Origin of the sequence: Shewanella kaireitica (assembly GCF_023284045.1) — a bacterium.
Taxonomy (GTDB): Bacteria; Pseudomonadota; Gammaproteobacteria; order Enterobacterales; family Shewanellaceae; genus Shewanella; species Shewanella kaireitica.
The window spans coordinates 31,050-55,054 of record NZ_JAKIKQ010000005.1 but is presented as its reverse complement, the minus strand read 5'-3'; the positions used below and the strand labels follow the sequence as shown (position 1 = coordinate 55,054).

Annotated in this window: 15 protein-coding genes; 9 read left to right on the top strand and 6 right to left on the bottom strand. The window is 44.9% G+C overall.

Going from position 1 to position 24,005, the window contains the following annotated elements; genetic code table 11:
* The first annotated feature begins 16 nt into the window (after positions 1–16).
* The gene (locus L2730_RS08860; RefSeq protein ID WP_248974258.1) at positions 17–1,348 is read left to right on the top strand and encodes an MATE family efflux transporter; all 1,332 of its coding nucleotides are present in this window, start codon (positions 17–19) and stop codon (positions 1,346–1,348) included.
* A gap of 87 nt (positions 1,349–1,435) precedes the next feature.
* Complete coding sequence (locus L2730_RS08855) at positions 1,436–3,370, top strand: alpha/beta hydrolase family protein (protein WP_248974257.1); 1,935 nt, start codon at positions 1,436–1,438, stop codon at positions 3,368–3,370.
* A 57-nt stretch (positions 3,371–3,427) separates the two neighbouring features.
* On the opposite strand, the gene nfuA is transcribed toward L2730_RS08855, so the two are convergent.
* Positions 3,428–4,006 (bottom strand): Fe-S biogenesis protein NfuA, encoded by a 579-nt coding sequence (gene nfuA / locus L2730_RS08850; RefSeq protein WP_020914794.1) that lies wholly within the window; start codon positions 4,004–4,006, stop codon positions 3,428–3,430.
* A 211-nt stretch (positions 4,007–4,217) separates the two neighbouring features.
* On the opposite strand from nfuA, the gene L2730_RS08845 reads away from it, so the two are divergent.
* Positions 4,218–6,758, top strand: a complete 2,541-nt coding sequence (locus L2730_RS08845) for a M14 family zinc carboxypeptidase (protein WP_248974256.1) — start codon at positions 4,218–4,220, stop codon at positions 6,756–6,758.
* 14 nt (positions 6,759–6,772) lie between these two features.
* Here L2730_RS08845 and L2730_RS08840 read toward each other — a convergent pair whose 3' ends face one another.
* Positions 6,773–7,456: a ComF family protein gene (locus tag L2730_RS08840; protein WP_283105688.1), complete on the bottom strand. Its 684-nt coding sequence runs from the start codon at positions 7,454–7,456 to the stop codon at positions 6,773–6,775.
* 85 nt (positions 7,457–7,541) lie between these two features.
* On the opposite strand from L2730_RS08840, the gene bioH reads away from it, so the two are divergent.
* Positions 7,542–8,327, top strand: coding sequence for a pimeloyl-ACP methyl ester esterase BioH (bioH, locus tag L2730_RS08835; protein WP_346347815.1), 786 nt, complete (start codon positions 7,542–7,544; stop codon positions 8,325–8,327).
* Between the two features lie 69 nt (positions 8,328–8,396).
* Positions 8,397–8,885 carry a hypothetical protein gene (locus L2730_RS08830; protein ID WP_248974255.1) on the top strand — a complete coding sequence of 163 codons (489 nt, stop codon included), beginning with the start codon at positions 8,397–8,399 and terminating at the stop codon, positions 8,883–8,885.
* Between the two features lie 2 nt (positions 8,886–8,887).
* Here L2730_RS08830 and L2730_RS08825 read toward each other — a convergent pair whose 3' ends face one another.
* Together L2730_RS08825 and L2730_RS08820 are read right to left on the bottom strand one after the other, a co-directional pair.
* Positions 8,888–10,762 carry an LTA synthase family protein gene (locus L2730_RS08825; protein WP_248974421.1) on the bottom strand — a complete coding sequence of 625 codons (1,875 nt, stop codon included), beginning with the start codon at positions 10,760–10,762 and terminating at the stop codon, positions 8,888–8,890.
* Between the two features lie 440 nt (positions 10,763–11,202).
* A complete protein-coding gene (locus L2730_RS08820; protein WP_248974254.1) occupies positions 11,203–13,542 on the bottom strand; it encodes a Tex family protein in 2,340 nt (779 codons plus the stop codon).
* 289 nt (positions 13,543–13,831) lie between these two features.
* Between L2730_RS08820 and L2730_RS08815 the strand changes: the two genes are divergently transcribed.
* A complete protein-coding gene (locus tag L2730_RS08815; RefSeq protein WP_248974253.1) occupies positions 13,832–15,907 on the top strand; it encodes a winged helix-turn-helix domain-containing protein in 2,076 nt (691 codons plus the stop codon).
* A gap of 8 nt (positions 15,908–15,915) precedes the next feature.
* Here the strand turns inward: L2730_RS08815 and L2730_RS08810 are convergent, their stop codons facing one another.
* A complete protein-coding gene (locus L2730_RS08810; protein WP_248974252.1) occupies positions 15,916–16,470 on the bottom strand; it encodes a hypothetical protein in 555 nt (184 codons plus the stop codon).
* A gap of 344 nt (positions 16,471–16,814) precedes the next feature.
* On the opposite strand from L2730_RS08810, the gene L2730_RS08805 reads away from it, so the two are divergent.
* A complete protein-coding gene (locus L2730_RS08805) occupies positions 16,815–21,011 on the top strand; it encodes a collagenase (RefSeq protein WP_248974251.1) in 4,197 nt (1,398 codons plus the stop codon).
* A gap of 88 nt (positions 21,012–21,099) precedes the next feature.
* Here L2730_RS08805 and greB read toward each other — a convergent pair whose 3' ends face one another.
* The gene (gene greB / locus L2730_RS08800; RefSeq protein ID WP_248974250.1) at positions 21,100–21,585 is read right to left on the bottom strand and encodes a transcription elongation factor GreB; all 486 of its coding nucleotides are present in this window, start codon (positions 21,583–21,585) and stop codon (positions 21,100–21,102) included.
* Positions 21,586–21,940: 355 nt separating this feature from the next.
* Here greB and ompR point away from each other — a divergent pair, with 355 nt between their 5' ends.
* Both ompR and envZ read left to right on the top strand, forming a co-directional pair.
* The gene (ompR, locus tag L2730_RS08795; protein ID WP_020914814.1) at positions 21,941–22,666 is read left to right on the top strand and encodes an osmolarity response regulator transcription factor OmpR; all 726 of its coding nucleotides are present in this window, start codon (positions 21,941–21,943) and stop codon (positions 22,664–22,666) included.
* Positions 22,667–22,669: 3 nt separating this feature from the next.
* Positions 22,670–23,986, top strand: coding sequence for a two-component system sensor histidine kinase EnvZ (gene envZ / locus L2730_RS08790; protein ID WP_044556170.1), 1,317 nt, complete (start codon positions 22,670–22,672; stop codon positions 23,984–23,986).
* Positions 23,987–24,005 lie beyond the last annotated feature (19 nt).

The window sequence follows — 24,005 nt, the reverse complement described above, 5'->3', positions numbered from 1 at the left end:
ATATTAGACCTCTAAAATGATTGCCATACTGTTAAACCAACAAAAAAACCGACAGCTTCTTGCACTGGCGCTGCCAATGATCCTGTCGAATATTACTGTGCCGTTACTTGGCCTCGTCGACACTGCCGTCGTTGGCCACCTCAGTAATGCCTATTATTTAGGCGGCGTGGCTGTTGGGTCAACGATTATAACCTTAATTATATGGTTACTTGGTTTTTTACGCATGGCAACCACTGGATTAGTCGCTCAAGCCTACGGTGCTAATGACACCCAACAACAATATCGCTTACTTGTTCAAGCAGGAAGTCTAGCACTGTTGTTTGGTCTTACTGCTGTATTATTACAACTACCAATCGTTAATCTAGCCATGGCAATGTCCGATGCCAGTGTTGAAGTAGAGCGCTATTGCCGCGAATATTTTCAAGTACGGATCTGGTCAACCCCATTCGCATTAATGAACTTAGTCATGCTTGGTTGGTTGCTCGGTCGGCAACAGCCTAAAGCGGCAATGTGGCAGTTAATTGTAGCTAATCTCGTCAATATTGGTTTAGATCTTCTGTTTGTTATTGGGCTAGATTGGGGCGTTCGTGGCGCGGCACTGGCATCTGTATTTGCAGATATGGCAGGCTTTGCAGTTGCGTTAACACTAGTGAGACGTCAACTTAATCGTTTAGGCGATTTTCAACTGATGACGATTTGCAAACAACTGACACTGCAAAGTTACCGTAAACTTATTAGCCTCAATACAGATATTTTTGTTCGCAGTTTATGCTTGCAGCTTTCCTTTGCCTTTATGACTTTTTACGGTGCTAGCCTTGGAGATAATACTGTTGCCGCCAATGCTGTACTGCTTAACCTACTACTGCTGATCTCCTATGCACTTGATGGTATTGCTTACTATGCAGAAGCCGAAGTTGGTAGAGCTTATGGTCGAAATGACAGTCAATTAATGAAAGAGTCTGTCACCTTAGCTTGGGCTTGGTCAGCAATTGCCGCGGTTGCTTTTACCCTATTTTTCGCTATAGCTGGAAGCAATATTATTAGTGCACTGACAAGCATTGTTGAGGTGCAACAGGTCGCCAATGACTATCTTGTCTGGGTCATATTCCTACCACTGCTCGCTTTTGGCTCTTATCTGTTTGACGGAGTCTATATTGGCGCTGCACAAGGAAAAGTGATGCGAAATAGCATGATTATTGCCACCTTTGGAGTATTCTTTCCCACTTGGTATGCACTGCAAACGTTGGAGAATCATGCCCTATGGGCTGCGATGAGTGCATTTATGGTGGCCCGTAGCCTTACGTTGTCAGCACATTACTGGTTTAAACTGAAAAAGGTATTAGATTAGCACCCACTGACATTATAGTTTTCTAATGTTGGAATTGTACGGTAACAAGGTGTAACATAAACCTAAACACAAACATAAAGAATTAATATGAAAAGGATTTCCATATTTATTGTAGCATTTTTAATGCTGCAAATTACTCCTACTATTGCTCAGCAACTGCCAGTTGAAGCCTTTGGTAGTATTCCTGACGTCAGCCACGTTACTCTTTCGCCAAATGGTAATAAGTTAGCCTCAGTGATCCGGTTAGATAAACCCAAGTTGAAGGGTGCTATTATTCAAATCTGGGATATAGAAAATAATAAAAAGTCATACCCTGTACAAACAGATAATAAAAAATTTGTCATCCTTGATCTTAATTGGTCAGGTAACGATATTTTGCTTATCAAAGCCAAGTTTCCAGCGCTCCGTTACGGTACACCAACGACTGAAACTAGACTCATAAAATACGTCATCAGCGAGAAACAAACCGCCAGCGCCATACCACGGCAAATTTTAAAACGCCTGAAACATATACCACAATTTCAATCAGCAATAATTGATATGCTTCCCGAGGATGAAAACCAAGTATTATTGGAACTTTCAGGTAGTGGAACTCACAGCCGTTATGAGAGTGTGCTTAAACTGAATCTCAATGGCGGACGCTCCAAGTATGTTCAAAAGGCCAAAAGAAACATTAGTCGTTGGATTACTGATAGACAGCACAACATTAGGGTTGGAATTTATCGCGATGAGACAGAGTACCGCATCTATGAGCAAGCTGAGGCAAATTCAGACATGCGAATATTATGGCAGTTTGAAGCATTCGAAAAGGAACAAATCTGGCCTTTAGGGTTTGCTCAAGACCCCAATATTCTTTATGTCAGCGCTTATCATAATGATCTAACCGCTATTTTCAAAGTAAACCTGAAAGATCCCCTACTCAAAAAAGAATTGGTTTATAGCGATACAGATTATGATGTTGAAGGTTCACTAATCTACTCCCATTTAAAGAAAAAAGTCATTGGAATAAACGTTGGTAGTGAATCCGAATATACTTTTTGGGATCCTGAATATGTCGCGATACAAAATGGTCTTGAAGCAGCATTACCAAACTCCAATAACTACATTACTCAGTTTAGTGATGACGAGCGTCGCTATCTAGTTTACTCAACTAGCTCTACTGAATCAGGGACTTACTATCTAGCAGATCGTGATAACAAGGCGATTTACCCTGTCGCTCAGCGCTATAGTTCTTTATCGAAGGAAGTGCTTGCTGAAACAAAAACGCTCAGTTATAAAGCAAGGGATGGCTTAGAGATCCAAGCTTTTCTGACAACTCCTCTAAATACAGAGTCAACAAAGTTGCCGATAGTCATCTTCCCTCATGGTGGACCAATTAGTTATGACTCTAATAGCTTTGATTATTGGGCACAGTTTTTTGCGAATCGTGGCTATGGTGTTTTCCGCATGAATTTTCGCGGCTCGTCAGGTTATGGCCACAGCTTTATGAAAGCAGGGTTACAGAACTGGGGCTTAGAGATGCAAAATGACGTCGAAGATGGTACTCGCTGGTTAATAGACCAAGGAATAGCTGATCCAAATAGGATCTGTATTGTTGGTGCAAGTTACGGCGGTTATGCGGCTCTTATGGGGGTAGCGACGACTCCAGACCTCTACCAATGTGCAGTGAGTGTCGCCGGAGTGACGGATGTCGAATACTTAGTAAAGTCGAGCAGACGTTATTCTAATCATGAAATAGTAAAAAAACAGGTTGGCGAAGATTACGATGCACTTTATCAACGCTCCCCGATCAGCCAAGCAGAAAAGATCAAGGTACCAATACTATTAATCCACGGTACAAAGGATCGCGTGGTTCGATTTAGACATAGTGAAGAGATGTTCGATGAGCTAGAAGATCATGATAAAAATGTAGAATTGATCGAGTTAGAAGATGGTGATCATTACCTAAGTAGCAATGAACATCGCCTAACCACGTTTAAAGCACTCGACCGGTTCTTAGCTCAGCATCTTAACCGCTTATAGAACATCATAAAAAACGCGACCATTGGTCGCGTTTTTATTAAATAATATCAGTGGATATTACTGGTAAGAGTGATCACCATGTTGGTGCTCAGTAACATCTTTAACGCCGGTCAATTCACCAGGGAACATATCAAGCAGCTGCTTTTCGATTCCATCTTTGAGTGTCACATCAACCATAGAGCAACCATTACAACCGCCACCAAACTGCAGTACGGCGATACCATCTTCAGTAATTTCTACCAACATGATGTTACCACCATGGCTTGCTAGTTGTGGGTTGATCTCTGACTGAATAACATACTCAATACGCTCAACCAATGGTGCGTCACCAGAGACTTTGCGCATCTTAGCATTTGGGGCTTTAAGTGTTAGCTGTGAACCTAACTGGTCAGTAACAAAATCAATTGTGGCTTCTTCAAGAAAAGGAGCACTCTTCTCGTCAACCATGGCATTAAAGCCATTAAACTCTAGTTCTGTGTCATCTGCTTCAACAGCATCTGGTGGACAGTAAGAAACACCACACTCAGCCTGCGCTGTGCCAGGGCTGATAACAAAGACTCGAATGTGAGTTCCTTCAGGCTGATCTGATAACAGATTAACAAAATGCGCCTGAGCTGTTTCGGAAATGGTAATCATGAAAACATAGCTCCGTCAGGAATAAACCTGAGTGTTTTAGTAAGAATTAACCCTATAATACTCTTACTGCGTCATGCTTTGTAGCCCTTAATGCTCACACAAAGTGAATTAACGCAGTTCTGATCACATTTTTTTATCTCTACTTGCTGTGGTTTTGTCACTGCTGAGCTGGTAATTTAAGCGTAATACTATAAATATAATGAACATTTCGATGCTGAAAACTGCTGTTACCTTTATATTCGTTTTTTTGATGTTGCTCTCTGTTTCCGCAGAGGCAAAAAAGACCCGACTGACAGATAACCCCCTCTATGGAGTCACGACTACCAGTCCTGAAGAGTTTCTCGGCTACCCACTTGGGCAATATCTTCTGCGTCATGATCAAGTCAACTACTACCTAAAAGAGATAGCAAAGCAGAACCCAAGAGTATCGCTAGAAAATACCGGCATCAGCCACGAAGGACGGCAGCAGCTTACAGCAGTCATTACCTCAGCCAATAATCAACAACAACTAGATGAAATACTAAAACAACGTCAGCAAGTTAAGTATCTTGGCGAACAGTCAGGCCCTATTGTTATTTGGCTGGCCTATTCAATACATGGCGATGAGGCAAGTGGTGCCCATGCAGCACTCAAACTAAGCCACATGCTGGCAACCAGTGAAGACAAATGGGTTAATAATCTACTGGAAAATGCCATAGTACTTATCACCCCAAGCCAAAATCCTGATGGCATGGATAGGTTTTCAACTTGGGCCAATGGTTATGCTGGCAAAGTCGCGGTCAGCGATCCAAACCACAAAGAACATAAACAAGGCTGGCCAAGCGGCAGAAGTAACCATTATTTGGCAGACTTAAATAGAGACTGGTTATTTCTCAGACACCCTGAGTCTCAAGGAAGAGTTGCACTCTTTCACCGTTGGCAGCCACATTATGTCGGTGATTTCCACGAGATGGGCCACAACCAAACTTACTTTTTCCAACCCGGTGTGCCTGAGCGCACTCATCCGCTAACACCAGCAGCAAATCAAAAATTGACGGTTAAGCTAGCGGCATATCACCAAGCTGCATTAGATGATAAAAAACAGAGCTATTTTAGCCAGCAGTTATTTGATGACTTTTTTTATGGCAAAGGTTCAACCTATCCCGATATCAATGGTGCAATCGGGGTACTGTTTGAACAGGCCAGTGCCCGCGGTCAGCAGCAAGATTCAAGTAATGGTATTGTTCGTTTTGATGAAGCAATAGATAACCAGTACGCGACCTCTATCTCAAGCTTAAAAGGAGCATTAGCCCTCAAGTCGGAGCTACAAGATTACCAAACTGAGTTCTTCAGCAATAAGCATCAAAAACCGAAGAAAAAGAAACCTCGTCAAGCCGGGCGATTAATCTCTACAGCCAATGATAGTCAACGTATTAAGCAGTTAACTGCACTGTTATCACAGCACCAAATTGAATATTACTACCTGACCAACCCACTCACTCAAGGCGGCGGGTCATTTGATGTAGAAAGCAGTATCTTCGTACCCGATCACCAAGCCCAAAGTTCATTATTAACAGCACTATTTGATAATAGAACTGAATTTAACGATCCGACTTTTTATGACGTCTCGACTTGGAATTTACAGCACGCGTTAAACTTAACCATACGGAAAAATGTAAAACTAGAACTAAGCGTATTGAGCCAGACGGCACCAAAGTTTAAGCAGCCTAAATGGTCACCCAAAGCCGTCGCCTTGCTAATTGATTGGCGCCAAAACCAAGCAGCACCTGCATTGCAGCAACTTCTTAATCAAGGTGTTATGGTCAAGTTTGCTGCCAAACCGTTTGCAATAAGAAGCAATAATAGCCAACTAGACTTCCCTGCAGGTACCTTGCAGATACCTTTGAAACAAGATGGCCACTCTGCCAGTGACTTGAATAAAATGCTGCTTAAGCTCAGCCAACAGATGCAACTGGAAATTACCGCTACAAACTCCAGCAGTTCAGTCAGTGGCATCGATTTAGGCAGCCCAGACTTTAAAGTTATCCGCCCACTCAAGCCACTCATTGTTAGCGGTAAAGGGACTTCTATACCTGAAGTCGGCCAGATTTGGTATTACTTGGATTCACAACTGAACGTGCCAACAACGTTAGTTGATATTAACAACCTAAATGCTATCGAACTTAGTGATTACAGCCATATTATTCTGGCAGGTGGCAGTTACAGCAGCCTAGATGAAAAATTCGCTCGAAAGCTAGCTCCGTTTACTGCCGATGGTGGTGTAGTGATCGCACAAAAAGGTGCACTCACTTGGCTCAATAAAGCTAACTTTCTCAAAACTAGCCTCAGGGGTGAACGTTTTTACAAGCAGCTCTTTAATGGTGCAGGCCTTACATTCGACAAGAAATCCTCCTTTAGTGCAAGGCAAGAGATTGGTGGCGCAATAGTGGAATTAAAACTGGATAAAAGCCATCCAATGAACTTTGGCATTACCGGCAATCGTTTAGCAGTGATGAAAAACAAAGCCCTTGGATTTGCACAAGCAAGCAATGACTTTAGTGTCGCAGCAAACTATTCCTCACAGCCACTATTAAGCGGCTATATGGCGCAGGAGTATCAGAGCAGTTTTGCGAGTTCACCGGCGATTGTCGTTGAGTCCAGAGGTAAAGGCGCGGTCGTAGCATTAACTGATAACCTATTGTTTAGGAATATCTGGCTCGGCTCAGAAAAACTTTACGCCAATGCACTCTACTTTATTCCAGCGCTTCACTAGCCATTGCCACTCTTTTAATTGAGCCCTGGCGCCTCAGCTCTTGCGAGGCACCAGACTTGCGCATCGATATACTGCTTAGATAACAGCTTGGAGATTTCTGAAACTGTAGTGCCAGTAGTGACGACATCATCAATGATGGCGACTCGCTGCTGACTTATATCAGCAGTTACGCTAAAAGCATCAAGCAGGTTTTTTCGGCGCAAAGTGCCAGATAAGCCAGCCTGAGGTAAAGTGTTCGCTTGTCGAATAATCACATCATCAAGCAGTGGCAGCTGTAACTTATTCGACAGTGTTTTTGCAATTAACCAAGCTTGGTTAAAACCTCTTTTTCTTAGTCGCTTAGGGTGTAATGGCACAGGGATAACGGCTTGTGGCATTTTTATAAAGCCTTGCTCCACTAAAAAACGTAACCGACAAATAAGCGCATCAACCATCACTTCAATGACCGCAAACTGAGCCTGATATTTTATCTGCCCCACCCAATGTCCTAAACCATCATGATAGCGACAAGCCGCGATCACCTTTAGATTACAGCTGTGCTGACATCTACCACAGTATTCGGCCAGCAAAAGCATCTCCTTGCCGCAGCCTAAGCAAACAGGAACGTGATAAATAGAGGCGTTTAAACAAACACTACAAATGCCAGTTTGATTCGATAAAATCTGTTGATGGCACATTAAGCAGCGATTGGGTAACATAGCGGCCAGCCATCGCAGCAAGGTTGGTTGAGCAATAATGAAATTCCTTTTTCATACATTTTAATCAAAATGACAGGGTCGAAAAGTGAGTCAAACTAAGTTACATGTTAAATCTGTCGGTCAAGGTATCGATGTTGTGATGCTGCATGGCTGGGGCGTGAATAGCGCTGTATTTAACGCTTTGCCTAACATGTTACCTGAGTATAGGTTTCACTTTGTTGATCTGCCCGGTTTTGGTGATAGCCCAATCGTTAATGGTGAAATAGACGACTGGCTTGCGACGATCATTGACAACGTACCGCAACCCGCTATTTGGATCGGTTGGTCACTAGGTGGGTTAATTGCCTCATTAGCGGCAATCAAGTACCCACAACATGTCAGCAGATTATGCACCATTGCCTCATCGCCCTGTTTTATGGCGCGTGAAGAGGAGTCTTGGCCGGGGATCTCGCCAAGTGTATTGGCGCAGTTTGCTAGTCAGTTACAGCAAGACCTCAATAAGACCATCGAACGTTTTCTTGCCATTCAAGCTATGGGTAGCCAAACCGCCAAAGGCGATATTAAACAGCTACGAGAATGGGTATTAGCCAAACCACAAGCGCAATTTACGGCACTACAGCAAGGCTTAGCGATGCTGGCTGACGTTGATTTGAGAGAGCAAACTTCGAATATAAAGCAACCTTGGCTGAGGATATGGGGCAAGCTTGATGGGCTGGTTCCCCGCAGGGTCATAAAGCTGATGCCGGTGATGGATAATACTCAAGACACTATACTGGCAAAAGCTTCTCATGCACCTTTTATCAGCCACACAGATGAGTTTGCTACCAAGCTGGAAGAGTGGCTTAAAAGTACAAATAATCAACACACTTAAGAGCAAAACAGCTTTATTATTAGGTCGATATTGGTTAACATTTAACCATGACTTGAAATGGAATTGTCTATGCTGGTTGTTACCAATTATCCTAATGTGCCCATCTCTACCTCTAATGTAGCGACTGACTCTGCGCGCACGGATAACCAACAGCGTCCACCGGTATTGCCGCCACCACAAGCCAGTAAAGGTCATGAAGAACGCGCCTTTAACCCGCAAAATGAACGTACCGCAGAGCAAGCTCAAGCACAGGCAAAGTTGCGTGGTTCAGTGCAGGACAAGCAGCAGGGTGGGTCGCAACAGGAGCAATCTCAGCAGGAGCAACAAAAGCGCCCACCGATACTGGACTTAAAGCAGTTATTTAGCTACCGCTCACCGTTAAAGCGCAGTGACATCAAGCTGCCAAATCAGCCCGCAGAGAAGCAAGCAACGGCAGAGAGTAAACATTTACCGAATGAAACGTTACAGTTCTACCGCGCCTTTGGTGCGCATATTGAAGCGTTTTATCAGACTCGGACTCAGCCAAAATCTGAGCCCGATATGCTTACCACTGTATAAGATTACAACTTCTTATCGCTATACAATCCATGCTGGTAAGCCATACTACCCCATAGTGCCCACCCCAAAGCCGTTTCTTTCATCTCATCGGGTTGAGTTTTAGGATGAAGCTTTTCAGCATCCACATCGTAAACAAAGCCTGCTGCTGGCTTTTCAGGGCGCAAAATCACCACATCGTCACCACGAAGATAAGCCATGTTTTTGTTGTACTGCATTAATGCACGTCCAGGCCAATCATCAGGAGTCTTAGTCAAATCACGCCCTAACATCGGATAGTTGTCACTTACGCCCATCAAAGATAGCAGAGTCGGTCCCAAGTCTATCTGACTCGTGACACGGGTATCCAGCTTAGGCTCTATGCCCTCACCCAAAATAAGACCCGGTATACGGAATCTAGAAATAGGCACCAATTCTGCACCACCAACTCGGCTATCATGGTCTGCCACAACAACAAAAATAGTGTCTTTCCAGTAATCTGATTGTTTGGCTTTTTTGAAAAACTCTCCCACTGCATAATCGGCATATTTGACCGCATTATTCACTGTTTGCTTTGGTTGCTCATACAGTTCAATTCTGCCATCTGGAAACTCAAATGGATCGTGGTTACTCGAGCTAAAGACTAAACTGAAGAAGGGTTGTCCCTCTTTATGCAGTCGTTCAAATTCATCGTTAGCGCGATACATTAAGTCTTCATCAGATGCGCCCCAAGAACCAACAAAATTGGGATTGCTGTAGTCCGATTCATCAACAATATCACTAAAGCCATTACCTAAGAAAAAGCTGCGCATATTGTCGAAATGACTTTCACCGCCATAAATAAACTGATTGCGGTAACCATGCTCCTTTAACAATGAAGCTAAGGTAAAGAAACCAGTTTGGCTACGGCCTAGCTTGACCACTGAACGAGCTGGAGTAGGAGTAAAGCCTGTCACTACCGCCTCAATACCACGAACAGAACGAGTTCCGGTGGCATACATGCGTTCAAACGCCCACGCTTCTTTCGATAGCTCATCAATGTTAGGTGTTAATGGTAACCCGCCTAAATTACCGACAAATCGAGCACCAAGGCTTTCTTGCAGAATAATGACCAAGTTTTTCGGCTTACCTTGATAGCTTGCCGTGTTGCTGGAGATACTCGGGTAATCATTAGACAAGAAATCAGAGAGTGGTCTACCGCTTTCACGTCGAATAATATTAACCACTTCATCTTTAGGCAGTTTGCCGTATATCTTGGCAGCATCGGCTTCATTGCCCATTTGCTTTATAGCAAACACCAAAGAGTAAGCGGAGTTAGTCACTAATGAGTTGACTAGAGGGTCACTCGAAAAAGCAACAAGTGAAGGGTTAAGTGGACGATGCCCCAGACTTGAACGCGCACCTAAAAGCGCAATGACTATCACTAACACGCCCAATACTGGACGCCAATACCAACGAGGATATGTTTGCTTTTGGTTTATTAGGTAACCACTCAGTTTCCAACCACCAAAGATCACAGCACCACTAATGAGCGCAGATAAGATCAATTCAAACTTTCTACCCGCCCAAAGCATTGAAAACACTTCTTTAGGGTAAATCAAGTATTCGACATATAACCTATTAGGTCTAACACCATATTCAGCAATAAATGAAGGTGTTGATATTTCAAGGAAGACTAAAGTGAGTAAGCCAAGCGTCAGCCAAACACGTAATATTTTGTTCCAAAGCTGACCAACCAAATGCTCGCCAGAAAAAATAGCTGTACCGAGAGCCGCGGCGCCCCAAAGCCAACACATAGTCGCAAAATCGACGCGTAAGCCTTGAATTAATAGATGTGACCAACCTGAGGCAACATCAACGCGATCAAATTGCCAAATTGCTAGCCCTAATCGACTGAGCATAATGATCACTAATGAAATAGCGGCAAAGATTATAATTGGGCGAAACGGCCCTAAAGTGTGTGAACGAGTCAAAATGGTAATCCTAATTTATTTTGTTAACGCTTTCTATGAAGCGTTTTCCAATTAGTTCAGACCTCCATGTCGCCAATAAGTTTCAAAATTAAAGCGGGATATAACATATCCTTTACTAGGTTATATTCAAGCTATTTAAACGTTATCGCTCAGTTACAGTCATTTTAACTAACATAGCGCACATTTTTGACCTCATTAACCTATACCTATCGCTATAAAGATCTACTCACTCAGCAAAATTTTAGCGGTTTTGGGGTAAGTGAATGAGCGAAGAGCATAGTAAAACTAGGAAAGCAGACATAAATTGAGCACAAAAAAGCCCCAACAGATATCACACCTGTTGAGGCTTATAACTGATAATTTATTGGTTACTTTTTCAGTTTGGCAAACGCATCAGCAAAAGCATTTCCCATCGCTGCATTTGCAGGCTGCTTTGGCTTAGCTTTACTGTGTGACTGAGATTGCGGTTTCGTTCCTTTATGCTTGGCTGTATTATTTGAAGGACGCGGCGCTGTTTTCGGTGCCTCACCGGCTTTATCCGTCAAGCGCATGCTCAGGCCAATACGACGCCTTTCAGCATCCACTTCCATCACTTTTACTTTGACTATGTCACCGGCTTTAACCACTTTGTGTGGATCATCGATAAACTTGTCTGTCATCGAGGAGATATGCACTAATCCATCTTGATGTACGCCCACATCAACAAAGGCGCCAAAATTAGTCACATTGGTGACCACACCTTCTAAGATCATGTCAGGCTTAAGATCACCTATCTGCTCAACCCCCTCTTTAAAGGTCGCCGTCTTAAATTCACCACGTGGATCACGTCCTGGCTTATCAAGCTCCGCCAAAATGTCGGTTACAGTTGGCAGACCAAAATCACTGGTGATAAAGTCTTTAGCATCGATGCTGGTTAACAGCTCGCTATTACCGACTAAGCTGGCAACTGATTGTTGCTTTGCGCTAGCAATAGCCTCAACCAGTGAATAGGCCTCAGGATGAACAGATGATGCATCTAATGGGTTTTCCGCATCGCTGATCCGCAAGAATCCAGCTGCTTGCTCATAGGCTTTTGGCCCTAAACGCGCAACTTTAAGTAATGACTTACGGTTGGCAAATCGTCCCTGTTCATCACGGTGAGTCACAATATTTCGTGCCAAGGTTTTATTAAGCCCAGCCACTTGCGCCAGCAGTGCAGCCGATGCCATATTCACATCAACACCCACACCATTCACACAATCTTCAACCACTGCCTCAAGCGAGGTAGAAAGCATGCTTTGGCTAACATCATGTTGATATTGGCCCACACCAATCGCTTTAGGTTCAATTTTTACTAACTCGGCCAACGGATCTTGTAAACGGCGTGCAATCGATACCGCACCGCGAATAGACACATCAATATCTGGGAACTCTTCAGAGGCAAGTTCAGAAGCGGAATACACAGATGCGCCCGCCTCACTGACCATCACTTTGGTCAAGCTAGGCAGCTCCGCTTTTACCATAGTGATCAATTCCGCGGCTAACTTGTCTGTTTCACGCGACGCAGTGCCATTACCAACCGCAATAAGTTCAACTTTGTGCATTTTAGCCAAATTAGCCAAGGTTCTAACTGACTTATCCCATTGCTTTTGCGGCGCATGAGGGAAAATGGTGGTATGCGCTACTAGCTTGCCCGTGTTGTTAACAATCGCCACTTTAACGCCGCTTCGCAGCCCTGGGTCTAACCCCAATGTTGCTTTAGCACCCGCAGGTGCAGCCATCAATAGATCGCCCAAGTTACGTGCAAATACATTAATCGCTTCGCCTTCTGCGCTCTCGCGCATACGGCCAAAGAACTCAGTTTCCATCTGCAGTGCGATTTTGACTCGCCAAGTGGCGCTCACTACCGTCTTTAACCATTGATCAACGGCACTGTTGTTCAGTTCCAGCTTGAAGTGCTCAGCAATAATCACCTCACAGTAGCTAGCTTGCTTCGCTTCTTTGGCAGGATCAGCATTGATACTTAAGCTCAACATACCTTCATTACGGCCGCGCAGCATAGCGAGGGCCCGATGCGATGGCACCTTAGTTAGCTTTTCTGAATGCTCAAAGTAATCTCTAAATTTGGCACCCTCTTTCTCTTTACCTTTAGCCATGCGGCTTTCAAGCACTGCATTTTGCTTAACGTGAGTACGGATCTTTTGCAGTAGCTCAGCATCTTCGGCAAAACGCTCCATTAAGATAAAACGTGCACCGTCTAATACTGATTTGCTATCGGTAAAACCTGCTGCAGCATTAATAAACTCCGCCGCTTTTACTTCGCAATCAACGCCGCGATTAGCAAGCAAAAAATCAGCTAATGGTTCTATACCCGCTTCAATAGCGATCAAGCCTTTAGTGCGACGCTTAGGCTTATAAGGCAGGTAGAGATCTTCTAAGCGGGTTTTACTATCAGCGGCATTTATTGCAGCTTTCAGCTCAGGAGTTAACTTACTCTGGGCTTCGATGCTCGATAAAATTACGTTACGACGCTCATTGAGATCACGTAAGTAACCAAGACGACTGTGCAATGTACGCAGCTGCGCATCATCAAGTCCACCCGTTGCTTCTTTACGGTAGCGAGCAATAAACGGTACGGTCGCACCGTCATCCAGTAACGTGATCGTATCGTTAACTTGCTGAAGACGGACGTTTAATTCTTCAGCAATAAGCTGTGCAATGTTTTGCATATATGAGGTAATGCCAAATAGATAATATTGCGCTCAAGATACCACAGCTAAGCAGCAATTTTAATGTCGTCACACCTGCTTTTAGCGCTGAAAAATCGATTTCACTCACTTTCTTGATTGAAAATAGCTCGAAGACAACAGCACACTGTCATTGATTCATGAAAAAAAGTAGTAATAAACACTGTATCTATGGTTAAACTTGACCATTACTCTTGCTGCTTAGTTTCTATTAGTACCCTTGCTTTAACTCCCTTATACTGCTGATAAAACCGACAAAAAAATCAGACTAATGACCGATAACCTGCCCGATTACTTTTCGATTAACGCTTGGAAAATTGATTGCCAGCGAAATCTAGCGTGGCTAGGTGATGAAAAGGTGTTGGTAGAACCTAAAGCAATGATGGTGTTGCAATACCTTGCATCGAGGCCTGGAGAAACGGTCAGCAGACAAGTGTTGTTTGAAGAGTTCTGGCCCAAGCAAGTGGTTACCGAAGATGCTCTCAACAGAGTGATGTCCTCTTTAAGACGATTATTTAAAGATAATGCCAGTAACCCTGAATATATCGCCACCATACGTAAAGTGGGTTACAAATTAGTTGCTGATGTCACGGTGCTTAATGCGCTTACCACTGAGCAGCAAGCTACGCTGCAAAACGAACCAGCGCTAATCCAAGCGACAGTTGCCAACGAGGAGCGCCAAGTTATCGGCGTAATGCGATGGTTCGCCTACCTAGTGATAGCCTCTGTGTTTATCTTTGGCTGGCGCTACCTTCAGCATGATAAGCAACAGCTGGCGCCAGCTAATATTCAGCGTCTCACTCATGACAAGGCGATAAACATCATGCCGGCGCAGTCGCATCAAGGTGATTCATTTGTCTATATCGCAGCAAAGCAAGGCGCGGTCGATCAATTGATGCTGCGTGAGAAAACGCAAACATTCCCAAAACGTCTAGGCAGCACTAGCAGTTACTCCTACCCGGTATTCTCACCTAACGATAAGCGTATAGCCGCAATTGCGCAGCAGCCTAACCAACAGTTTGCCATCGAGATTTTTACTGCCGATAACCGGCAGTCGCAATCCGTTACCCCCCTAGAGGCGATAAGTCATGGTTTAAGCTGGCACCCGACAGCGAATATGCTCGCTTACAGCCAACCGACCAGTCCAAATGGCAACCACTCAATCCAATTATGGGATCAAGATAAACATCAAGCGACAACACTAACCGAGGCAATTCCGGGTGCCCACGACACTAAACCAATCTTCTCCCCATCAGGTGACAGACTAGTATTTCAACGGCAAATTGCCTTCAAGGAACATGCTATCTTCAGCTCAGACTTAGCAGGCAACAGTCACAAGGTGTCTCATTATTTTAGCGACATCTTAGGTGTCAGCTGGCTTAACGACGAGCAGCTATTAGTCTCACTCAACAAAGGGCTATTTACTCTTTCACTCAGTGGTGAAATAGCCCCTTGGAGCTCCACTGAAGTGGTTGGCGCACAAGATATTGACCACCACCCGCAGCAAGCGAGCAGTCTTTTTTCAAAACGTACTCGTCGTCATCAAAACCTAATTTACGATTTTACCAGCCAACCAAGTCGCTTTGCGTTAACGCGATCAGATGCCGATGATTACGCCGCCAATATTAGCCCTGATACCAAGCATTTTGCCTTTGTATCAGATCGCTCAGGGCAAAAGAGCCTCTGGTTTAGAAGTAGCGATCAACTGACTCGTATTGAGGGCAGTGAATTCAGTGAGATTTTCGATATTAGTTGGTCAGCCGACAGTAGCCACTTTAGCGCAGTAGTCAAAGATCAGGGCCGTTATGGGCTATTGATTTACGCTGTTGCTAGCGCAAAACACCAGCTCCATTGGCAATCGACCCGTGCTATTAATGGTATTGGTTGGAAAACTGCACAGACGCTGCTTTATTCTGAACTCAACAGAGATAATAAACAGATTAAATGGCAACTAAAAAGCCTCGATATAGCTAGTAGCGATATTATTAACATGGCTAAGTTTGATGTTTTTCAAGCGCGGCTAACCCCAAACAAGGATAAGCTACTTTTTATCGATGCTAATACGAGAGATTTATGGTCTTGGGACTGGCATTCCACGCCGCAAAAGCTAAATTCAGCGAGCAGATTAGATAGAAACTGGGACGTTAATCAGCAACAAATTCTTTGGATTGAGCAAATTTCAGGAAAAACACAGCTAATGCGCTCAAACTTAGACTCTGCAATGATAACTGCAGAGCATGCTGAAGCACTGTCGCCGCTATATCGCCCTCAAGCCACACTCCACGGCCTTGCAGCCACTGAGGTAAAACAGCTACAAGCGGATATATGGCAGATCAACCAACTCTAGTTTAAGCGCTAATAAAATAGCCCGAGATCAAAGCTAATATCGGTACTAGTAGCTGATAGCTGATGCACAGCAACGGCTATCACATTTTTGCCCGGTTTCACTAGCCTTGCATCGAGTGGCACAGACAACCAAACATGTTCAATAAATGTGCCTGTAGCTTGGGCACTGACATGGTATTGCGCTGGCAAGTTGGCCCGATAGGCCTCTTGACCATTGATAAAGATAATTGCGCCATCGTCCACCAGCAAGTTCAATGTTAGTGGCTCGCTAGGCAGGCTATCAACTATAAAGTAGTGCCGAAAAAACTGTGCTATCGGTTTCGCGGTCGCCTGCTCACCGAATGAAGTTTCAGTCACCTCATCGCCTTCGCCGTAGCCAAACTGTGCTTTGCCAACCGACCAGTTACTATCGTCAAAATCGACTGTATGCCATTGAGAATTTGGAGCTTTTGAACCATCGTAATAGCGCCACTCGCTACCAATATTAACCAGTGGTGATGCCTCTGCCGCCATCGATTGCCAAGTACCGAACAGCATTAAAAATAGCACGACTCTTAACATCATTACCTCTCCCTTAAAGACTGAAAACAACAGTACTTATGCCATCCAACTAACAGCACAGTCCGCAAGCAACACTATCGAGTCACAGTTTTACCACAGTTGACCGCTGACCATTGCTGATTTTAGCTGATAGAAACTGATGACCAAACAACTAACCCATTAAAATACAACAGCTTATCAAAAGCATGGAGATGTTAACACATTGTATCAAAGTAGCCACGAGATTAATCTCTAATGCCATTCTACAAAACAGTAGAAGGTTAGTGCGACGCAACGCTTCGCTTTAGGTCAACACATCTATCGCAGATAGCGTAACGACAACACAATATAAAAATAAGAGAATTAATATGAAAAATTTTACTCGTAAGACATTATTGTCAGGGAGTTTACTTGCCGCTTTGCTGCCAAATATCGGCCATACGGCTGAGCATTGTGATGGCCCAACAGTTGCTAGACAAGGTGAGGTCGAAATCAATAAACCCCTTTGCATGACCGATAACACCTTATACCTGCATTTCAACGTCCCCTATGAAAATAGTGATGTCACCATCACCGTTTCAGGTGGAACCTTTTCAGGCACTGCCGATGCCGAGCTTTACCTTTACTCTGGAAGCAACTGGAGTAGCGAAGCGCTTGAACTGCAAGCGGATACACCAAACTCAAATGAAGAGAGCTTAAGTTTCACCTCAAGAGCAGGAAAGCGCTATTTCAAAATTCGCGGCAATATAGAACAAGCTAGCCTAGAAGTTGCTGTGACCGGCGGGGACATTCCACCACCGCCACCCCCTTTAGGTGATTACCTGGTATACGATACCGACGTTGCCACCTCGTTACCCGCAGCAAACATCAGCAGTAAAGCTGGTTTTGACCAATCAGTAACAACTTTACTATCGCTTTCTTTTAGCGATTACGATGAAGTCGCCGAAACCGATGCGGAGATTATTTACCATGTCAGTGAAGCACTGCACTACCTTGCACAAACCGATGATATTAACGACCCTCAGCTGTTAAGTCTGCTTAACTTTGTGCTGGTATACGCCAATGATGGTGAAGCATTAACCGCCGCGCAGGCACAATCACTTAATATCTCAATGCAAGCCGTAGCAAAAATGACTGGTTTCTTATCTGCAGCGGCCCCCGCTGGCGATCTGCAAGAAACCTACACCGGCGCAATTGCTAACTTTAACACGGGTGAAGGGGCAAACTACTTTGCCGAGCAACTGCCACACATCATGGCCTTGGTGCAGTTCCAATCTTTATTGAGCAATCCATTCGCTAACGATAACTACGTCGATGCAAGCATTTACACGATACGGGCACTCGGCGCGGCGGCTTATTATGGCAACAATAAAGTCACCACAGCTTTAAATAATAGAATGACCGAAGTGCTATCAGTCATGCGCTCTTTCGCCTACCTTGGAGAGACCGCTTATGACGCACGCTTTAGCGACACCGATGACATCTTATGGCTGGTTCCAACCACACTGAAATCACTCTCGCGGATCTATGACGTCGGTAACGATGAAGCTAAAGCACGTATCGACAGCATGATCATCGAGATCCACGATAAGCTTGCGACTATCACCGACAGCGAGTCGATGGGGATTATTGTTAATTACGACTTCCTCGAACCGCTCGAACGTCGCTGCGATACTAACGACCCACTCGGCAACTACTGCGTCACCGCAGAAGAGGTACTGTCAGTGGTACATCAATGTAGTGCCAACTACACGCTGCATATGCAGGCATCCGCCACCACAGAGCAACTCAACCGCGCTTGCTCTGAGATCAGCGAACACGAAATCCACTTCCATCAGTTTTTTGGCACTCAAGGTACACCGCTACCAAATGATGATAACCAAAGCCTAGATATATACGCATTCTCAAGCCCCGATGATTATAAAAAATATGCTGGTGCGTTTTTTGGGATCAGCACCTCAAACGGTGGGATCTATCTAGAGGGCGATCCCGCTAAGCCAGATGATAACTCCATCTTCATCGCTATGGTGTGCGATGACGATTGGGTCGGTAACTCTTGTGACTACTCCGGCCAAATCTACAATTTAAAACATGAGTTTACCCATTACCTAGACGGCCGTTACAACCGTTTTGACGAGTACAAGTACTACAAGTATGACATCGCTTGGGTAGAAGGCATGGCGGAGTATCTTTCTCAAGGCAACAACTACCCGCGCACCTTGCGTAATGTAAAAGATAAAACCGTACCGCCGCTATACAACATCATGTTGATGCGCGACAGTTATGACGACCTGTATCAATGGGCTTATTTTGCGATGCACTACCTTGCCAATGAGCACAAAGTTGAAGTTAATTTGCTAGCAGCAGCCCTGCGTGCAGGTGATACTGACGCCTATGAAGCGACCATCAAAGCCGTCGTTACGCGCACAGAAGCGGGCTTCATCGATTATGTATTAGCTCACTCTGAAGCCGTCGCTCCCAATGATGAAATAACCCCCGCCGACAACCAAATAGGCTCGTGCGATTTGCAGCAGCAATACGTATCAGAAGATGATGCCGCCTTAGCAGAAGTGACCGTAACCAACACGACTGACGTTCCCGTTTCTCTATTGTGGATTAAAAACACCACAGGCGAGTACGTCGGTAGTAAGAGTTACAGTACATTATTACAAGGAGGCAGCTTCACCTCTGCAGGCTGGCGCGCGAATGACCGCATGATGCTGTCAGACGCAAACTATAACTGCCTTGGGGTTGCGGTTATGACCCAATCGAGCAATGACTTCACCATAGAGCCTAGCTTGGTCGAAGACGTGGTTGCCGAAACCATTCCACAGCAAGATCAATTCGGTAGCTGTGACCTGGTCAACCGTCATATCAAAGACAAGGATGCCACAGGGGCGTTCAGCGTAACCAACACCACTGACTACCCTGTATCGATCGTACGTATCGACGACATTACAGGCAAGCCGCTATACAGCAGTAATTATGGCGTACTTAATCAAGGCGAAAGTTACTCATCGCCAAGCTGGTATGGCAATCGTCGCTTTATGGTGGCCGATGCACGCTTAAATTGTATCGCCGTTGGGGTGTTAAACAACGAAAACGCTGATTACACCATTGACGAAACCACCATAGCTGAAGCCGCTGAGCTAGAGGATTTACCAGAGCCGAATACTATCGGTAGCTGTGATCTGATAGAAAAGCACTACATTGATGAGGTGGGTTACCCGCTATCCATTGTCAATGACAGTGACACTCCGGTGCGTATTTACCGAGTATTGAACGAAACAGGTGAGGTCAACTTCGACAAAATCTACGCCACGCTGCAACCCGGTGAAGAGTATGCCAAAGAAGCCAAATATGCCTGGTACGGTAAACGCCGCGCAGTAATCGCAACTGAAACTAAACAGTGTCTAGGAGTGGCGGTTTTCTCGCAGCCCGACAGCGTCAATAGCTTCAGCGTGACTCAAGATCTTATAGATGCAGCTCCACAACCAGCCGACAGTGATGGCGATGGAGTGATTGACAGCGAAGATGCCTTCCCTCACGACCCTAGCGAATCGTTAGATAGCGACGCAGACGGTGTAGGCGATAATCGTGACGCTTTCCCCAATGATGCAACTGAAACAACCGACACCGATAACGACGGCACCGGTGACAACAGTGACGCATTCCCAAGCGACCCGAATGAAACCAAAGATAGCGACAATGACGGTATTGGCGATAACGCAGACACGACACCAAACGGCGTCGAGTACTGCATGCAAAGTGCCGACAAACAGAGCTATGAATGGATCACAGGGGTCGCCATCGCCAATATCAACCATAGCTCAGCTAAAGATCTCGGCGGCTATAGCGACTTCACTCAACAAGTCATCAACCTAGATGCAGGCAGTAACCAAGCTATTACCCTGACGACCAATAATGACTCGGACAGCGAATACTGGTACGTCTGGATTGACTTCAACCAAGATGGTGATTTCGATGATAGTAACGAGCTAGTCGTGTCAGATCGCACCTCTGCCAGCACACTTGATAGCAGCATCGACGTGCCTGCAACCGCTAGCGGTAAAACCCGTATGCGTGTCGCACTCAGCTACCGCAGCATCGATGGTGCCTGCGATACTATCAGTTATGGCGAAGTAGAAGACTACAGTGTGCAATTCAGTAGCGACGATGACGCTAGCGAACCGACAGAGCCAACGCCAAGCACAGTACCCGACGCCTGCGCCACCCAATCGCCACGCGATAGTGGACGCTTAAATGGCGGCGAAGCACTGTGTTTAGCTGACGATAATTCGATTAACTTTAGTATTCCTGAGGTAGACGAGCATACTAGTATTGCCATCACAACCGCGCACGGTAATGGTGACATTTCACTTAACTACAACCATGGTTCTTGGCCAAATAGTGCCAATAGTGATGGTAGCTCAGCGAACCCGAACAGCAGCCAAGAGTGTATCTACATTCCCGCAGGTAATGACTACTGGGGTTACTTGGAGATCAGCGGCTCAACTGGTGGCAGCACCGTTATTTTAGAGTTTGATACCGAGGGGTGTCGCTAGCAAAACAGTTTAAATTTTAGTAAAAAGCCCGAATATCGATATTCGGGCTTTCATAAAACCGCAATAACTAGATGATAACTAGTTCAAGCTAAGATGGCTCAAACCCTTGATAGGAGATGCGGTTGATATACCAAACTTGCTCACCCGCCGGAGTATGAATGACTGCTTCGTCATCAACCTCTTTTTTCAAAAGCCCCCGCGCCATGGGAGAGTCAATGGAGATGTAATCATTGCGACCAAAAATCTCATCGTAACCGACAATTTTAAAGCTGCGCTTTTCACCATTATCATTCTCGATTTCAACCCAAGCACCAAAAAATACCTTGCCCTCTTGCGCGGGTGAGTAATCAACAACCTGTACATTTTCGATAGTTTTACGTAAATAGCGTACTCTACGGTCTATTTCACGTAGTTTCTTCTTATTGAACGTGTAGTCAGCGTTTTCGCTTCGATCTCCTAAACTAGCAGCCCAACTGACAATCTTGGTAATTTCAGGTCGATGCTCACGCCAAAGGTAATTCAGCTCTTTTTGTAATTTGTCGAAACCTTCACGGGTGACGATATTAGTTCTCATACGGACTACTTTTTAGAAGATAATGATAATCTGTGGCCAAAAATCATAGCATATTTTAGTGCTATCACTGTATTTTCGCGCTAGGGGGAAATATGCTTTTTAACTAACAGTGCGGCAAATAACACTTTGTTCAATTTAGTTACAATTTACAAACAGCGTTAGAATGATGATTATTGCACTACTTTTCAATAACCTAATCATAAAACAAATACTTATTTATGGCCTTAAAGCTAGCTTTTACTCATTAGCGGCTAGTCATCAACATGTTAAAGCGGCTATATTAAGCTAATTCATATTCAATATCAGCCAGTTGCCTAATACCTACTTGGCCTCCTAGCAAAAAAGGATCCTACGCATGGGACAAGAAACCTCAAAAATTCTCGTGGTCGACGATGATATGAGGCTACGCGCCTTATTGGAGCGTTACTTGATGGAGCAAGGTTATCAAGTCCGCAGCGCAGCTAATGCCGAACAGATGGATCGCTTATTGGAGCGTGAAAACTTCCATCTATTAGTATTGGATTTAATGTTACCTGGTGAGGATGGTCTTTCAATATGCCGCCGACTACGCCAAGTAGGTAACCCGATCCCAATTGTTATGCTGACGGCTAAAGGTGATGAAGTCGATAGAATTATCGGTCTTGAACTCGGTGCCGATGATTACCTGCCAAAACCGTTTAATCCGCGAGAGCTACTGGCGCGAATTAAAGCGGTAATGCGCCGCCAAACACCTGAAGTGCCAGGTGCCCCAACACAGCAGGAAGAGGAGATCACCTTCGGTGAATTCTCTCTCAATCTAGCCACTCGCGAAATGCATCATGGCGAAGAAGCTATTGCGCTCACAAGCGGCGAATTTGCAGTATTAAAAGTACTTGTTAGCCACCCTCGCGAACCTTTATCACGTGATAAGTTAATGAACCTTGCCCGTGGTCGTGACTACTCCGCATTAGAACGTTCTATCGATGTGCAAGTTTCACGTCTGCGCCGCTTGATTGAAGTCGATGCTGCTAATCCGCGTTATATTCAAACTGTTTGGGGTCTAGGCTATGTGTTTGTGCCTGATGGCGCTTCACGAAAGTAATATATGAAAAAGAGATGGTGGCACCGCGTAACACCCCGCAGCTCTTTCAGTCAAACAGTGATGTTAATTGGCTGTCTGCTGCTGACCAATCAGCTGGTGTCTTATCTCTCGGTAGCGGTTTATTTTATTAAGCCCAGCTACCAGCAAATTAACCAACTTATTGCTCGCCAAGTTAAACTTCTTTTTGTTGACGGCGTGGATGTTGGCCGTGAACACCTGACCATGGTGGATGCGCTTAACGCGAAAGTACGCGATGATGCGATGCAGTTTTATAATCAAAAAGATGCACGCCAAGCAGGTATTGAGCGGGCAACTTATTATGGCTTCCTGTCGTCACAGATGTCTGAATATTTGGGCGGTGAAGCTGAAGTGCGAATTGCACAAGGCGAAGAGTTTGAAATTTGGATCCGCCCACCGCAAGCCCCCTCAATATGGATTAAAGTGCCACTTGCTGGATTAAACGAGAAAAACCTCTCGCCATTGACCCTCTATTTAATGGTAATTGGTGCACTTAGTGTTGCTGGCGGTTGGTGGTTTGCGCGTCAGCAAAATAGACCTCTAAGGCGTTTACAAAAAGCGGCCACAGCGGTGTCTCGCGGTGACTACCCAGATCCCCTGCCCTTGAGTGGCTCGACTGAAATTGTCGAAGTGACCAACACCTTTAATCAGATGTCTCACGGCATGAAACAGTTAGAGCAAGACAGAGCCTTGCTAATGGCGGGGATCTCCCACGACTTAAGAACCCCTTTGACTCGAATTCGATTAGCATCAGAGATGATGGTCGAAGAAGATCAATACCTTAAAGATGGCATCGTGCATGACATTGAAGATATGGACGCCATTATTAATCAGTTCATCTCTTATATCCGCCAAGATCAAGAGGGAACCCGAGAACCAGAGCAGATCAATGAGCTGATCAATGATGTGATCCAAGCAGAGTCCAACCGTGAAGGCATTATTGAGTCCGATCTCAGTGATTGCCCAGCAGTTCCCATGCAGGGAATCGCCATTAAACGGATCTTGAGTAATTTAGTTGAAAACGCCTACCGCTATGGTAATGGTTGGGTAAAAATAAGCTCGCAATATAATGGAAAAGTGCTTGGCTTTAGTGTTGAAGATAACGGTCCAGGTATTGATGAAAAGCAGATCCCAAAACTGTTTGAGCCCTTTACTCAAGGCGACACGGCCCGTGGCAGTGTTGGCTCTGGTTTAGGCTTAGCGATTATTAAGCGAATTGTTGATCGCCACCAAGGCAAAGTCATTCTCACTAATCGTAGTGAAGGCGGACTACACGCCCAGGTTTGGTTGCCGCTTGAGTAGCTCTATTGGTTTTCATTTG

Coding starts and splice junctions, on each gene's coding strand:
- L2730_RS08810 (WP_248974252.1), bottom strand. CDS start 16,470: ATGATGTTAAGAGTCGTGCTATTTTTAATGCTGTTCGGTACTTGGCAA.
- greB (WP_248974250.1), bottom strand. CDS start 21,585: ATGAGAACTAATATCGTCACCCGTGAAGGTTTCGACAAATTACAAAAA.
- ompR (WP_020914814.1), top strand. CDS start 21,941: ATGGGACAAGAAACCTCAAAAATTCTCGTGGTCGACGATGATATGAGG.
- L2730_RS08825 (WP_248974421.1), bottom strand. CDS start 10,762: ATGCTCAGTCGATTAGGGCTAGCAATTTGGCAATTTGATCGCGTTGAT.
- L2730_RS08830 (WP_248974255.1), top strand. CDS start 8,397: ATGCTGGTTGTTACCAATTATCCTAATGTGCCCATCTCTACCTCTAAT.
- envZ (WP_044556170.1), top strand. CDS start 22,670: ATGAAAAAGAGATGGTGGCACCGCGTAACACCCCGCAGCTCTTTCAGT.
- L2730_RS08815 (WP_248974253.1), top strand. CDS start 13,832: ATGACCGATAACCTGCCCGATTACTTTTCGATTAACGCTTGGAAAATT.
- L2730_RS08860 (WP_248974258.1), top strand. CDS start 17: ATGATTGCCATACTGTTAAACCAACAAAAAAACCGACAGCTTCTTGCA.
- L2730_RS08840 (WP_283105688.1), bottom strand. CDS start 7,456: ATGTTACCCAATCGCTGCTTAATGTGCCATCAACAGATTTTATCGAAT.
- L2730_RS08855 (WP_248974257.1), top strand. CDS start 1,436: ATGAAAAGGATTTCCATATTTATTGTAGCATTTTTAATGCTGCAAATT.
- nfuA (WP_020914794.1), bottom strand. CDS start 4,006: ATGATTACCATTTCCGAAACAGCTCAGGCGCATTTTGTTAATCTGTTA.
- L2730_RS08845 (WP_248974256.1), top strand. CDS start 4,218: ATGCTGAAAACTGCTGTTACCTTTATATTCGTTTTTTTGATGTTGCTC.
- L2730_RS08805 (WP_248974251.1), top strand. CDS start 16,815: ATGAAAAATTTTACTCGTAAGACATTATTGTCAGGGAGTTTACTTGCC.
- L2730_RS08820 (WP_248974254.1), bottom strand. CDS start 13,542: ATGCAAAACATTGCACAGCTTATTGCTGAAGAATTAAACGTCCGTCTT.